The sequence below is a fragment of the Streptomyces sp. NPDC054863 genome, from assembly GCF_053610825.1.
Genome location: NZ_JBSGZD010000077.1, coordinates 16,536 through 29,639 on the forward strand (window position 1 = coordinate 16,536; position 13,104 = coordinate 29,639).

At 69.0% G+C, this 13,104-nt stretch carries 10 protein-coding genes and 1 riboswitch; of the genes, 4 read left to right on the forward strand and 6 right to left on the reverse strand.

Annotated elements, in window-relative coordinates:
- Nucleotide 1: 1 nt before the first annotated feature.
- The 6 genes from ACWGIG_RS16675 to ACWGIG_RS16700 form a co-directional block, all read right to left on the reverse strand.
- Nucleotides 2-1,018: a ribonucleotide-diphosphate reductase subunit beta gene (locus ACWGIG_RS16675; RefSeq protein WP_453322330.1), complete on the reverse strand. Its 1,017-nt coding sequence runs from the start codon at nucleotides 1,016-1,018 to the stop codon at nucleotides 2-4.
- Nucleotides 1,018-3,414: a ribonucleoside-diphosphate reductase subunit alpha gene (locus ACWGIG_RS16680; protein ID WP_453322331.1), complete on the reverse strand. Its 2,397-nt coding sequence runs from the start codon at nucleotides 3,412-3,414 to the stop codon at nucleotides 1,018-1,020. Before ACWGIG_RS16680 ends, ACWGIG_RS16675 begins: the two co-directional genes overlap by 1 nt.
- 142 nt (nucleotides 3,415-3,556) lie before the next feature.
- Nucleotides 3,557-3,680, reverse strand: a riboswitch (cobalamin riboswitch).
- Nucleotides 3,681-3,756: 76 nt separating this feature from the next.
- Nucleotides 3,757-4,257: a GNAT family N-acetyltransferase gene (locus ACWGIG_RS16685; protein ID WP_453322332.1), complete on the reverse strand. Its 501-nt coding sequence runs from the start codon at nucleotides 4,255-4,257 to the stop codon at nucleotides 3,757-3,759.
- Nucleotides 4,258-4,355: 98 nt separating this feature from the next.
- Entirely contained in the window at nucleotides 4,356-4,559 is a 204-nt protein-coding gene (locus ACWGIG_RS16690) for a YbdD/YjiX family protein (RefSeq protein WP_453322333.1), read from the reverse strand.
- The gene (locus ACWGIG_RS16695) at nucleotides 4,556-6,781 is read right to left on the reverse strand and encodes a carbon starvation CstA family protein (RefSeq protein WP_453322334.1); all 2,226 of its coding nucleotides are present in this window, start codon (nucleotides 6,779-6,781) and stop codon (nucleotides 4,556-4,558) included. Before ACWGIG_RS16695 ends, ACWGIG_RS16690 begins: the two co-directional genes overlap by 4 nt.
- A 222-nt stretch (nucleotides 6,782-7,003) precedes the next feature.
- Nucleotides 7,004-7,888 (reverse strand): GntR family transcriptional regulator, encoded by an 885-nt coding sequence (locus ACWGIG_RS16700; protein ID WP_453322335.1) that lies wholly within the window; start codon nucleotides 7,886-7,888, stop codon nucleotides 7,004-7,006.
- A gap of 370 nt (nucleotides 7,889-8,258) precedes the next feature.
- On the opposite strand from ACWGIG_RS16700, the gene ACWGIG_RS16705 reads away from it, so the two are divergent.
- The 4 genes from ACWGIG_RS16705 to ACWGIG_RS16720 all read left to right on the forward strand — a co-directional run bounded on the left by ACWGIG_RS16705 (nucleotide 8,259) and on the right by ACWGIG_RS16720 (nucleotide 13,044).
- Entirely contained in the window at nucleotides 8,259-9,542 is a 1,284-nt protein-coding gene (locus ACWGIG_RS16705; RefSeq protein WP_453322336.1) for an extracellular solute-binding protein, read from the forward strand.
- Between the two features lie 134 nt (nucleotides 9,543-9,676).
- Complete coding sequence (locus ACWGIG_RS16710) at nucleotides 9,677-10,684, forward strand: carbohydrate ABC transporter permease (RefSeq protein ID WP_453322337.1); 1,008 nt, start codon at nucleotides 9,677-9,679, stop codon at nucleotides 10,682-10,684.
- The gene (locus ACWGIG_RS16715; RefSeq protein WP_453322338.1) at nucleotides 10,681-11,511 is read left to right on the forward strand and encodes a carbohydrate ABC transporter permease; all 831 of its coding nucleotides are present in this window, start codon (nucleotides 10,681-10,683) and stop codon (nucleotides 11,509-11,511) included. Before ACWGIG_RS16710 ends, ACWGIG_RS16715 begins: the two co-directional genes overlap by 4 nt.
- 9 nt (nucleotides 11,512-11,520) lie before the next feature.
- Nucleotides 11,521-13,044, forward strand: coding sequence for a glycoside hydrolase family 3 protein (locus tag ACWGIG_RS16720; RefSeq protein WP_453322339.1), 1,524 nt, complete (start codon nucleotides 11,521-11,523; stop codon nucleotides 13,042-13,044).
- Nucleotides 13,045-13,104 lie beyond the last annotated feature (60 nt).

The following is a 13,104-nucleotide window of genomic DNA, read 5'->3' on the forward strand; positions in this document are numbered from 1 at the left end:
GCTAGAAGTCGTCGTCGAACCCGACGGTGCCTTCCACGGCCACCTGGTACGCCGACGGGCGGCGCTCGAAGAAGTTCGTCAGCTCCTGGACGCCCTGGAGCTCCATGAAGGAGAACGGGTTGGACGACCCGTAGATCTTCGGGAAGCCGAGGCGCTCCAGGCGCTGGTCGGCGACGCACTCCAGGTACTCGCGCATGGACTCGGTGTTCATGCCCGGCAGGCCCTCGCCGCACAGGTCACGGCCGAACTGGAGCTCGGCGGCGACCGCCTCCTTCAGCATGTCGGTGACCTGCTGCTGGAGCTCGTCGTCGAAGAGCTCGGGCTCCTCCTTGCGGACGGTGTCCACGACCTCGAACGCGAAGTTCATGTGCATGGTTTCGTCCCGGAAGACCCAGTTCGTCCCCGTCGCCAGCCCGTGCAGCAGACCGCGCGAGCGGAACCAGTAGACGTACGCGAAGGCGCCGTAGAAGAACAGGCCCTCGATGCACGCCGCGAAGCAGATCAGGTTGAGCAGGAAGCGGCGGCGGTCGGCCTTCGTCTCCAGGCGGTCGAGCTTCTCGACCTCGTTGATCCACTTGAAGCAGAACTGCGCCTTCTCGCGGATCGAGGGGATCTCCTCGACCGCGTCGAAGGCCGCGGCGCGGTCCTCCGGGTCGGGCAGGTAGGTGTCGAGCAGCGTCAAGTAGAACTGGACGTGCACGGCCTCCTCGAAGAGCTGGCGCGAGAGGTAGAGCCGCGCTTCGGGGGAGTTGATGTGCTTGTAGAGCGTCAGCACCAGGTTGTTGGAGACGATCGAGTCGCCGGTCGCGAAGAACGCGACCAGACGGCCGATCATGTGCTGCTCGCCCGGCGTCAGCTTCGCCAGGTCGGCGACGTCCGAGTGGAGGTCGACCTCCTCGACGGTCCAGGTGTTCTTGATCGCGTCCCGGTAGCGCTCGTAGAAGTCCGGGTAGCGCATGGGGCGGAGGGTGAGTTCGAAGCCCGGGTCGAGAAGGTTCTTCCGGTGGTTGGTGCTCATTACTGACAGGCCTCGCAGGACTCGGGGTTTTCGAGGGAGCAGGCGAGCGCTTCGGCGTCCGTCACCTGCTGGGCGGGGAGGGCGGCGGTGGGGGCCGGGGCCGCGGCGGAAGCCTGCGAGCCGGCGGCGCGGGCGATCCGGGTGGCGGGGCGCGAGCGCAGGTAGTACGTCGTCTTCAGGCCCTTCTTCCAGGCGTACGCGTACATCGAGCTGAGCTTGCCGATGGTGGGCGTTTCGAGGAAGAGGTTCAGGGACTGGGACTGGTCGAGGTACGGGGTGCGGGCCGCCGCCATGTCGATCAGGCCGCGCTGCGGGATCTCCCACGCGGTGCGGTACAGGTCGCGGACCTCGGCCGGGATCCAGTTGAAGCCCTGGACCGAGCCGGAGGCTTCACGGAGCGCCTCGCGGGTCTGCGCGTCCCAGACGCCCAGCTCCTTGAGGTCGCGGACCAGGTAGGAGTTGACCTGGAGGAACTCGCCGGAGAGCGTCTCGCGCTTGAAGAGGTTGGAGACCTGCGGCTCGATGCACTCGTAGACGCCCGCGATGGAGGCGATGGTCGCCGTCGGCGCGATGGCCAGGAGGAGCGAGTTGCGCATGCCCGTCTTGGCGATGCGGGCACGCAGGGCGTCCCAGCGCTCGGGCCAGGTGACCTGGACGCCGTAGTGGTCGGGGTGCAGGACGCCGCGGGCGGTGCGGGTCTTCTCCCAGGCGGGGAGGGGGCCCGAGCGCTCGGCGAGGTCGCAGGACGCCTCGTACGAAGCGAGCATGATGCGCTCGGCGATCTTCGTGGAGAGCGCGGCGGCCTCGGGGGAGTCGAACGGCATCTTCAGCTGGAAGAAGACGTCCTGGAGGCCCATGGCGCCCAGGCCGACCGGGCGCCAGCGCGAGTTGGAGTTCCCGGCCTGCTCGGTCGGGTAGAAGTTGATGTCGACGACGCGGTCGAGGAAGGTGACGGCGGTGCGGACGGTCTCGTCGAGGCGGTCCCAGTCGATGTCGCGGGTCGCGACGTCCACGAAGGCGCCCATGTTGACCGAGCCGAGGTTGCAGACGGCGGTCTCGCCGTCGTTGGTGACCTCCAGGATCTCGGTGCACAGGTTGGAGGAGTGGACCGTGTGGCCGGGCTCCGCCGTCTGGTTGGCGGTGCGGTTGGAGGCGTCCTTGAAGGTGATCCAGCCGTTGCCGGTCTGCGCGAGGGTGCGCATCATGCGGCCGTACAGCTCACGGGCCGGCATCGACTTCTTCGCGAGACCCGCGGCCTCCGCCTTGCGGTACGCGGCGTCGAACTCGTCGCCCCACAGGTCGACCAGCTCGGGGACGTCGGCGGGGGAGAAGAGGGACCAGGTGCCGTCCTGGTCGACGCGGCGCATGAACTCGTCCGGGATCCAGTGGGCGAGGTTGAGGTTGTGCGTACGGCGGGCGTCCTCGCCGGTGTTGTCGCGGAGCTCCAGGAACTCCTCGACGTCCGCGTGCCAGGTCTCCAGGTAGACGGCGGCGGCGCCCTTGCGCCGGCCGCCCTGGTTCACGGCCGCGACCGAGGCGTCCAGGGTCTTCAGGAACGGCACGATGCCGTTGGAGTGCCCGTTGGTGCCGCGGATCAGGGAGCCGCGGGCGCGGATGCGGGAGTACGAGAGACCGATGCCGCCGGCGTGCTTGGAGAGGCGCGCGACCTGGTGGTAGCGGTCGTAGATCGAGTCCAGCTCGTCCATCGGGGAGTCGAGGAGGTAGCAGGACGACATCTGGGGGTGGCGGGTGCCGGAGTTGAAGAGCGTCGGCGAGGACGGGAGGTAGTCCAGGCGGCTCATCAGGCGGTACAGGGAGGCGACCTCGGCGAGAGCCCGCTCGCTGTCGTCCTCGGCGAGGCCGGAGGCCACCCGCAGCATGAAGTGCTGCGGGGTCTCGACGACCTGGCGGGTGATCGGGTGACGGAGGAGGTAGCGGCTGTAGACGGTCCGCAGACCGAAGTACTCGAAGCGGTCGTCGCCTTCGAGGTCGATCAGCTCGTCGAGCGCCGCCGCGTGCTTGGTGACGAAGTCGGCCGTACGGTCCGCGATGAGCCCTTCGCGGTGACCGACGGCGACGGACTCGGAGAAGCAGTTCACGCCCTGGGTGGCCGCTTCGTCCCGGATCGTACGGGCGAGGAGGCGGGCGGCGAGGCGCGAGTACGCCGGGTCCTCGGAGATGAGGCCCGCTGCGGACTCGGTGGCGAGCGAGCGCAGTTCGGCGGCGTCCGAGCGCGCGTTGCGACCGCGCAGGGCGGCGGCGGCGACCCGGCCGGGGTCGGTGTCGGGAAGGTCGGCGGTCAGGTCGGTCAGGGTGCGCAGGAGCGCGGTCCCGGGCGCGTCCTGGTGGTCCTGGGACTGTGGTGCGGTGGCCGGATCGACTGGCGCGATGGTCACGTGGGGGCTCTCCCTCGCTCGGCGCGGGGCCTGGGGGAGGAGCGGGGGCGCGCGGGCACACGGCACCCGGGAAAGGGCACGCGTCACCTGGCGTCCACCGGCCCAACCGCGAGGCCCGGACGTATCGGTATCCGGTTCGGTCGAGCCGGATGCGCTGTCGGCAGGTCCTCGGACTTGGCGGTACGCAAAAGCGCACATGACACACCGTTGCGGGACAGTTCCGGATTCTCACCGGATTCCCCTGCGGCGACAGCGAGCACGAGCATACATGTGGTGGGTCCTCGTTGAAGAACCCACCACATCTTGTGTCGCGCGCCGTAGTACTTCACTAGTGGAAGTGGGCTAGAGCCCCATTTCGTACGTCAAAAGGCTCAGTCCGGGCACCGGTTCCCAGTCCCTTTCGGGCACTCGTACGAAGCCCAGGCGCTCGTAGATCCGTTGCGCGCCGAGCATCGTCGGCTGGGTCGACATCACCAGCCGTACGACCCCTTCCTCGGCCCGTGCGCGGTCGATGCAGGCCCGTACGAGGCTCTCGCCCGCCCCGCGTCCCCGGCCGTCGTGCGCGACCGCGAGCATGCGGAATTCGGCCTCGCCGGTGCCGGCGACGTCCTGGAGGGAGCTGCCCCGGGGAGCATAGGTGACGGTCCCCAGGAGAGTCCCGGCGGCGTCGACGGCGACCAGCAGTTCGGCCTTCTCGGCGCGGGACGCGGCGTCGCGCAGGACTGCCGCGTACGGGTTGTCCTCGCCACCGCTGAGGTGGCCGTCGTCGAGGTAGGCGCGGGCGGTGATTTCGCCCGCTTCGGAGTGTTCGGCGGGTTCGGCGGGGCGGATGTGAATGTTCATGGGGGGAGTGTGCAACGCGGACGGCCCGGCGTCCCACCCCGTTTCGAGGGGCAGGACGCCGGGCCGTACGGCCACGCCGTGCAGGCGGGTGCTGCTGCTCAGCAGCAGCGGAAGCCCTTGCGGGGGTCGCCCTCGCGGGCGTCGGTCCTGCTGCGTTCGAAGGTGCGGCGGGACATCACGGCGGCGTCCGGATCGTGCGACCTGGCGTGTGCGACATACCGGTCGTATGCCGCTTCGCCGGTGAATTCCCGTACGTACCAGCGCAGTCGGGACATGCGCTGCCGGAGTGCCGCGGTGCTCATGCCTTGCTCTCCTCCTTGACCGGGCCGCCCTCCGGGCCGGTGCCGGCCGCGACCAGCTCCGCCTTCTCCTCCTTGGTGGCGAAGAGGGAGGCGGGGGCGACGATCTTCGACTCGACGTACGGGGTCTCGCTGAGCTTGACGCCGGCCGGGTTGCGGATCGCCTTGAGGCAGGCGCGGCAGGCCTCGAAGAGCACGACCACGATCAGTACGGCGAACAGGATCGAAAGGATGCCGTCCACCGTGGAGTTGGTGACGATGGTCTCCATCTGATCGCGGTTCTTGGCGAGTTTGAACGTGTCGAGGCCCTTGTCGAGCGCGCTCTGGTAGACGTCGCGCTGGGCGAAGAAGCCCACCCTCGGGTCGGCGGAGAAGATCTTCTGCCAGCTCGCGGTGAGGGTGACCGCCACGTCCCAGAGGAGCGGAACGGCCGTCACCCAGGCGTACTTGAGGCGGCCCGACTTGATCAGCAGCGTGGTGCAGACGGCGAGCGCGACGGCGGCCAGCAGCTGGTTGGCGATGCCGAACAGCGGGAAGAGCTGGTTGATGCCGCCGAGCGGGTCGTGCACGCCGACCCACAGGAAGTAGCCCCAGGCGAGGACGACGATCGCGCTGGCGATCCAGACGCCGGGCTTCCAGCTGACGTTCTTGAACGGCTTGTAGACGTTGCCCAGCATGTCCTGGAGCATGAAGCGGCCCACGCGCGTACCGGCGTCGAGCGTGGTCAGGATGAACAGCGCCTCGAACATGATCGCGAAGTGGTACCAGAAGGCCTTCATCGCGGCGCCGCCGAAGGCCGCCGAGAAGATCTCCGAGAGGCCGAGCGCGAAGGTCGGCGCACCGCCCGTACGGTGCAGCAGGCTGGCCTCCTCCACGTCCTTGGCGGCCTGCGCCAACTGCTCGGGGGAGATGGTGAATCCGAGGTTGCCGACCGCCGCGGAGGCCGCCTGGACGGTGTCGCCGACCACGCCCGCGGGTGCGTTGATCGCGAAGTACAGACCGGGGTCGATGATGCAGGCGGCGATCAGCGCCATGATCGCGACGAACGACTCGACCAGCATCGAGCCGTAGCCGATCGTCCGGATCTGCGTCTCCTTCTGGATCATCTTCGGGGTGGTGCCCGAGGAGATCAGCGCGTGGAAGCCGGAGAGCGCGCCGCACGCGATGGTGATGAACACGAACGGGAAGAGCGAGCCCGCGAAGACAGGGCCGGTGCCGCTGGTCGCGAACTTGGTGATGCCGTCCATCTTGAGGTTGGGCAGTGCGATGAGCACGCCGACCGCGAGCAGGCCGATCGTGCCGACCTTCATGAAGGTGGACAGGTAGTCGCGCGGGGCGAGCAGCAGCCACACCGGCAGCACCGAGGCCAGGAATCCGTAGATCACCATCCAGATGACCAGCGTGCCCGGCTCCAGGGTGAAGGTCTCCGCCCACGAGGACTCGGCGACCCAGCCGCCCGCGACGATCGCGAACAGCAGCAGGACGACACCGATCAGCGACACCTCACTGACCCGGCCGGGGCGCAGTACGCGCAGGTAGACGCCCATGAAGAGGGCGATGGGGATGGTCATGCCGATGGAGAAGACGCCCCAGGGGGACTCGGCGAGCGCGTTCACGATGATCAGTGCGAGCACCGCGAGCAGGATGATCATGATCGCGAACACGGCGATGAGCGCCGCCGCGCCGCCCACCGCACCGATCTCGTCCCGGGCGATCTGGCCCAGCGAGCGGCCGTCGCGGCGGGTCGAGAAGAAGAGCGTGACCATGTCCTGGACGGCACCCGCGAAGATCACGCCCGCGACGATCCAGATGGTCCCCGGCAGATATCCCATCTGCGCGGCCAGCACCGGGCCGACCAGCGGACCCGCGCCCGCGACGGCCGCGAAGTGGTGGCCGAAGAGCACCCGGCGGTCGGTGGGGTGGAAGTCCACGCCGTCGTTGAGGCGCTCGGCGGGGGTGGCGCGGGTCTTGTCGACCTTCAGGACGCGGTGCGCGATGAACTTCGAGTAGAAGCGGTACGCGATGGCGTACGAGCCCAGGGCCGCGGCCAGCATCCACGCCGCGGAGACCTCCTCCCCGCGGGAGAGGGCGAGCACCGCCCAGCCGGCCGCGCCGACGAGCGCCACGAGCGACCAGATCACCACGGACTTGGGCGACAGCTTGCGGGCGGGTCCGGGGGAGCCCCCGGCCTGCTCGGTCCCGGCTGTCGGTCTCGGCTCTGCCATGGCGGTCCGTCCCCTCGCGCGATCATCCTCGTAACGTGCGCGAAATCTAGGGGCTGTGACCGCGCTGCGTAACCCCCTGTCCGCATATCGGTACGGACACGGGGCGACCATCGCAGGTCAGCGACGTACCAGAGTCAACCGGTGAGGCGCTGTCAGTCGTGGGGACGCGTCGGTCGTGGGGATGCGCCGGCGGTGGGGGACGCGCCGGCGGTGGGGGACGCGTCAGTCGTTGGGGCGCTGGAGCCTCGCCACGAATTTGTACCGGTCGCCCCGGTAGACCGACCGGACCCATTCCACGGGTTCGCCGTCCTTGTCCAGGGAGTGCCGGGACAGCATCAGCATCGGCAGTCCGACGTCCGTGCCGAGCAGTCCGGCCTCGCGCGGGGTGGCGAGCGAGGTCTCGATGGTCTCCTCCGCCTCCGACAGGCGTACGTCGTAGACCTCGGCCAGGGCGGTGTAGAGGGACGTGTACTTCACCAGCGAGCGGCGCAGGGCCGGAAAGCGCTTGGCGGACAGGTGGGTCGTCTCGATCGCCATCGGTTCGCCGCTGGCCAGGCGCAGTCGCTCGATGCGCAGGACGCGGCCCCCGGTGGTGATGTCGAGGAGCCCGGCGAGGGTGTCGTCGGCGGTGACGTACCCGATGTCCAGGAGCTGCGAGGTGGGTTCGAGGCCCTGGGCCCTCATGTCCTCGGTGTACGAGGTGAGTTGGAGGGACTGCGAGACCTTCGGCTTGGCGACGAAGGTGCCCTTGCCCTGGATGCGCTCCAGACGCCCCTCGACCACCAGCTCCTGGAGGGCCTGGCGGACGGTGGTGCGGGACGTGTCGAACTCGGCGGCGAGGGTGCGCTCCGGGGGTACCGGGGTGCCCGGCGGGAGGGTCTCGGTCATGTCGAGCAGGTGCCGCTTGAGGCGGTAGTACTTCGGCACGCGGGCGGTGCGGGTGGGGGCGGCTGCCTGGCTGCTGTCGGGGCTCGCGAGGTGTGTGCCGGTGGTGGCGCGGGCGGTGGCGCCGGTGCTGCTGCCGCTGCCGCTGTTCGTGCCGGTGCCCCTGCCGGTGCCCGTGCTGCTGCTCGTGCCGTTGTCCGTGCTGGGGCCCTCGGTGGTCATGGTCGGCCTTCCCGGTTCCTGCGCTGCTGCCGTCACCGGCTCCTCCGTCTGTCGCGGCTCACATGGATGGTGGCACGGTCCGCCGCGCGGGGCCTCGGCTCCGCGCGATTCCTTCTTATACACCGCGTCGCCCGTGAACGCGGTGGCCCGAGGGGCTGTTGAGAACGCCCGTACGCGCCGAGGTGTCGGTCCGATAACGGACGCATCGAGCCGTCTTACACACCCTTGACACCCCAAAAGGTCTAGGCCAAGCTCCGGGTACTGGTCTAAACCATTAAAGACCAGGTCCCAGTCCCACAGGCCGTACTTCGTGCGTTGACCTCGCGGTGGGCCGGGGGTTGCAGGCATCCCTGAGCAGGAGAGTGGCGTAATGAAGCGCAAGCTCATCGCGGCGATTGGCGTCGCCGGCATGTTGGCCAGCGTCGCGGCGTGTGGTGGTTCGGACAGCAAGGGCGACGGCAAGAAGGCGGGCGCCGACGGCTACGCAGGCCAGACCCTCACCGTCTGGGTCATGTCGGGCTCCAACCCTCCCGGTTGGACGAAGGCGGTCACCGAGGAGTTCGAGAAGAAGACCAAGGCCAAGCTGAAGATCGAAGTCCAGGAATGGAACGGCATTCAGCAGAAGGTCACCACGGCCCTCTCCGAGACCACTCCGCCGGACGTCCTGGAGATCGGCAACACCCAGACTCCCGCGTACGCCAAGACCGGCGGCCTCGCCGAGCTCGGTGACGTCAAGAAGGAGATCGGCGGCGCCTGGTCCGAGGCGGTCAACAAGCCGTCGGTCTTCGAGGGCAAGCAGTACGCCCTGCCGTGGTACTTCGGCAACCGCGTGGTCATGTACAACAAGAAGGTCTTCGCCGACGCCGGCATCAAGGAGACCCCCAAGACCCGCGCCGAGCTCTTCGAGGCCTTCAAGGCCATCGAGAAGAAGGGCCAGGCCGAGCCGATCTACCTGCCCGGTCAGAACTGGTACTTCTTCGGCGGTCTGACCGTCGGCCAGGGCGTCGAGCTGGTCAAGAAGGACGGCGACAAGTGGGTGTCCAACCTCGCCGACCCGAAGGTCGGCGCGGCGATGGACATCTACAAGCAGTACCAGGCCTTCTCCAAGGCCCCCAAGGACAAGGACGAGGCCACCCCGCAGCAGGCCGAGATCTTCGCCAAGGGCAAGACCGGCGCCATCGTCGCGATGGGCTACGAGGCCGGCACGGCCATCGCCGCCAACCCGGCGATCAAGAACGACATCGGCTTCTTCACCATTCCCGGCGAGACCGCCGAGAAGCCCGAGGGCGTCTTCCTCGGCGGCTCCAACTTCGCCGTCGCCGGTGCCAGCCAGAAGCAGGACCTCGCGAAGGAGTTCCTGCGGATCGCGCTCTCCGAGAAGAACGATGGCGCGCTCATCAAGGAGGTCGGCTGGACCCCCAAGTCCCCGGCCCTGGAAGCCGCCGCCAAGGAGCAGCCCGCCGCGCTGGCCGGCGCCCCCGCCGCCGCCAAGTCCGGTGGCACCACCCCGCTGATCCCGGAGTGGGCGCCGGTGGAGAACCCGCCGAACCCGATCAAGACCTACATGACGCTGGTGCTGTCCGGTAAGTCCCCGGCCGACGCCGCCAAGGAAGTCGAGGGCGAGCTCAACAAGCGCCTCGGGCAGAAGCAGTAACACCCCGCAGCCCGCCGGGGGTCGACCCGGCAGGTGCAGCGCGTGCGCAGACGCCGGGGCGGTCGGAGCACCTCCGCCCGCCCCGGCGGCACGCACCCATCGTCCCCACAGCAGTTCTGGAAGAGATGGCGAGCATGGCAGTGCAGACCACGGCGGACACGGCCAAGGAAAAGGTCGTGTCCAGCGGTAAGGGCGGCGACCGCCCACGAGCAGGCAAGGGCCGCTCGGGCGACGGTGGCGGCGGGCGCAGCAGAATGGGCGACGCCGCCCCGTACCTGCTGCTGATCCCCGCCCTGGCGGTGACGGCGCTGCTGCTCGGCTGGCCGCTGGTGAAGAACGTCCTCCTGTCGTTCCAGAACCTCAACATGCGCCAGCTGATCCAGCGCCTGACCGAGTGGAACGGTGTCGAGAACTACACCGAGGTCCTCGGCAGCCCGGACTTCTGGCGGGTCACCGGCCGCACCATCGTCTTCACCGCGGCCAACGTCGTACTGATCATGGTCATCGGCACCCTGATCGGCCTGCTGCTCGCCCGGCTCGGCAAGAAGATGCGCGTCACGCTGATGCTCGGCCTGGTGCTGGCCTGGGCGATGCCCGTGGTCGCCGCCTCCACCGTCTTCCAGTGGCTGTTCGCCTCGCGCTACGGCGTCGTCAACTGGGTGCTGGACCATCTCGGCTGGCACTCCATGGCCGACTACAACTGGACCGGCTCGCAGTTCTCCACCTTCTTCGTGGTCACCCTGCTGATCGTCTGGCAGTCCCTGCCGTTCGTCGCGATCAACCTGTACGCGGCCACCACGACGATCTCCAAGGAGCTGTACGAGGCCGCCTCGCTCGACGGCGCCGGCGCCTGGAAGAGCTTTACCTCGGTGACCGTGCCGTTCCTGAAGCCCTTCCTCTTCGCCACGACGTTCCTCGAAGTCATCTGGGTCTTCAAGTCGTTCGCGCAGCTCTTCACCCTCAACGAGGGCGGCCCGAACCGGCTCACCGAGACCCTGCCGGTGTACGCCTTCGTCGAGGGCATGGGCAACCAGCACTACGGCATGGGCGCGGCGATCTCGCTGCTCACCATCCTGGTCATGCTCGGCATCACCTCGTACTACCTCCGCATCGTTCTCAAGCAAGGGGAGGACGAGCTGTGAAGCGCTCACTGCTCGGCCGCATCTGGCCAAACGCCATCGCGCTGCTGCTCTTCGTCGGGCTGGTCTTCCCGGTCTACTGGATGTTCAGCACGGCGTTCAAGCCGACCGGCGACATCATCACCGAGACCCCGGTCTGGTTCCCCACCGAGTGGACCTTCGACCACTTCGTGACGGCGGTGAAGGCCGAACACTTCGGTCAGATGGTGGTCAACTCGCTGACCGTCACCGTCCTGGCCGTGGTCTTCTCGCTGATCCTGTCGCTGTTCGCGGCCTTCGCGCTCGCCCGCATGCGGTTCAAGGGCCGGCGCGGCATGATCCTGGTCTTCATGCTGGCGCAGATGGCGCCGTGGGAAGTCATGGTCATCGCCATCTACTTCCTGGTGCGCGACGCGGACATGCTCAACAGCCTGGTTCCGCTGACCATCTTCTACATGATGATGGTGCTGCCCTTCACCGTCCTGACGCTGCGCGGTTACGTCGCCGCGGTGCCCAAGGAGCTGGAGGAGTCGGCCATGGTCGACGGCTGCACGCGCCCGCAGGCCTTCGTCAAGGTCATCCTGCCGCTGCTCGCCCCCGGTCTGATGGCCACCTCGCTCTTCGGCTTCATCACGGCGTGGAACGAGTTCCCGCTGGTCATGATTCTCAACAAGGACCCCGAGTCCAAGACGCTGCCTTTGTGGCTCTCGCAGTTCCAGAGCCAGTTCGGTGACGACTGGGGCGCCACCATGGCCGCCTCCTCGATCTTCGCCATCCCGATCCTGATCCTCTTCGTGTACTTGCAGCGCAAAGCGGTCAGCGGTCTCACCTCCGGTGCTGTGAAGGGATAACGCCGCCCCATGACCACTCTCGTACGCGGTTCCTCGGACACCCTGACCCGGGACGCCCTCGCCGTCCTCCAGCCCGGATTCCACGGCACCGCCGCCCCGGACTGGCTGCTGCGCAGCGTCGGTGAAGGCCTGTCCTCGGTCGGCCTGTTCGGCCGCAACATCGCCTCGCCCGGCCAGCTGGCGGCCCTCACCGCCCAGTTGCGCGCCGAGCGCGACGACGTCCTGGTCGCCATCGACGAGGAGGGCGGCGACGTCACCCGCCTCGAAGTCCGCGGCGGCTCGTCCTTCCCCGGCAACCTCGCGCTCGGCTCCGTCGACGACACCGCGCTCACCCGCGACGTCGCCCGCGAGCTGGGCCGCCGGCTCGCCGAATGCGGCGTCAACCTCAACTGGGCCCCGTCGGCGGACGTCAACTCCGACCCCAAGAACCCGGTCATCGGCGTCCGCTCCTTCGGCGCCGACCCGCTGCTCGTCGCCCGCCACACCGCCGCGTACGTCGAGGGCCTCCAGGCCGCAGGCGTCGCCGCCTGCACCAAGCACTTCCCGGGCCACGGGGACACGAACGTCGACTCGCACCACGACATGCCCCGCATCGATGTGGACCTGGACACACTGCACGCCCGTGAGCTGGTGCCTTTCCGGTCCGCGATCGCCGCGGGTTCCAAATCGGTCATGAGTGCGCATATCCTGCTTCCTGCGCTCGACCCCACCCGCCCCGCGACTCTCAGCCCGCAGATCCTCACCGGTCTGCTCCGGGAGGAGCTGGGCTACCAGGGGCTGATCATTACGGACGGCATGGAGATGCGGGCCATCTCCGCGACGTACGGAATCGAGCGCGGCTCCGTCCTGGCGATCGCCGCGGGCGCCGACGCGATCTGCGTCGGCGGCGGCCTCGCCGACGAGGAGACCGTTCTGCGGCTGCGCGACGCGCTGGTCGGGGCGGTCCGCTCCGGCGAACTGCCGGAGGAGCGGCTGGCCGACGCGGCGGCACGAGTGCGTGCACTCGCCACGTGGACCCAGCAGGCCCGGACTTCGGGGCCGGGCGCGGCAGTGCAGGAGGGGACCGCGCCCGGCAACGAGACCGACCGCGAGGTGGGCACCGTCGCCGCCCGCCGGGCACTGCGCATCACCCGCGCCCCGGGCGCCGCGCACGTCACCTCCGCCCCGTACGTGGCCGCCCTCACCCCGGTCGCGAACATCGCCGTCGGTGACGAGACCCCCTGGGGGATCGCCGCCGACCTGGCCCGGTTCCTCCCGGGCACCGAGACGGGCGGGTACGACGCCGAGACGGCCAGCGCCGCTTCGATACTCGCCGCCGCGGGCGAGCGCCGGATCGTCGCCGTCGTCCGCGACGAACACCGCCACCCGTGGATGGCCTCGGCCCTCGACGGGCTGCTCGCCGCCCGCCCCGACACCGTCGTGGTCGAGATGGGCGTCCCGCGGGCGGCCCCGCGCGGCGCGCTGCACGTGGCGACGCACGGCGCGGCACGGGTCTGCGGACTGGCCGCTGCGGAGGCGGTCACCGGGCGCTGACCGACGTCGCGCAGGTACGCGAGAGGCCGGGCACCCACTGCGGGGCCCGGCCTCTCGTAC

Excerpts from the sequence above, each read along its gene's own strand:
- ACWGIG_RS16690 (WP_453322333.1), bottom strand. The coding sequence starts at position 4,559 with ATGAGCACCGCGGCACTCCGGCAGCGCATGTCCCGACTGCGCTGGTAC.
- ACWGIG_RS16700 (WP_453322335.1), bottom strand. The coding sequence starts at position 7,888 with ATGACCACCGAGGGCCCCAGCACGGACAACGGCACGAGCAGCAGCACG.
- ACWGIG_RS16695 (WP_453322334.1), bottom strand. The coding sequence starts at position 6,781 with ATGGCAGAGCCGAGACCGACAGCCGGGACCGAGCAGGCCGGGGGCTCC.
- ACWGIG_RS16710 (WP_453322337.1), top strand. The coding sequence starts at position 9,677 with ATGGCAGTGCAGACCACGGCGGACACGGCCAAGGAAAAGGTCGTGTCC.
- ACWGIG_RS16675 (WP_453322330.1), bottom strand. The coding sequence starts at position 1,018 with ATGAGCACCAACCACCGGAAGAACCTTCTCGACCCGGGCTTCGAACTC.
- ACWGIG_RS16685 (WP_453322332.1), bottom strand. The coding sequence starts at position 4,257 with ATGAACATTCACATCCGCCCCGCCGAACCCGCCGAACACTCCGAAGCG.
- ACWGIG_RS16720 (WP_453322339.1), top strand. The coding sequence starts at position 11,521 with ATGACCACTCTCGTACGCGGTTCCTCGGACACCCTGACCCGGGACGCC.
- ACWGIG_RS16705 (WP_453322336.1), top strand. The coding sequence starts at position 8,259 with ATGAAGCGCAAGCTCATCGCGGCGATTGGCGTCGCCGGCATGTTGGCC.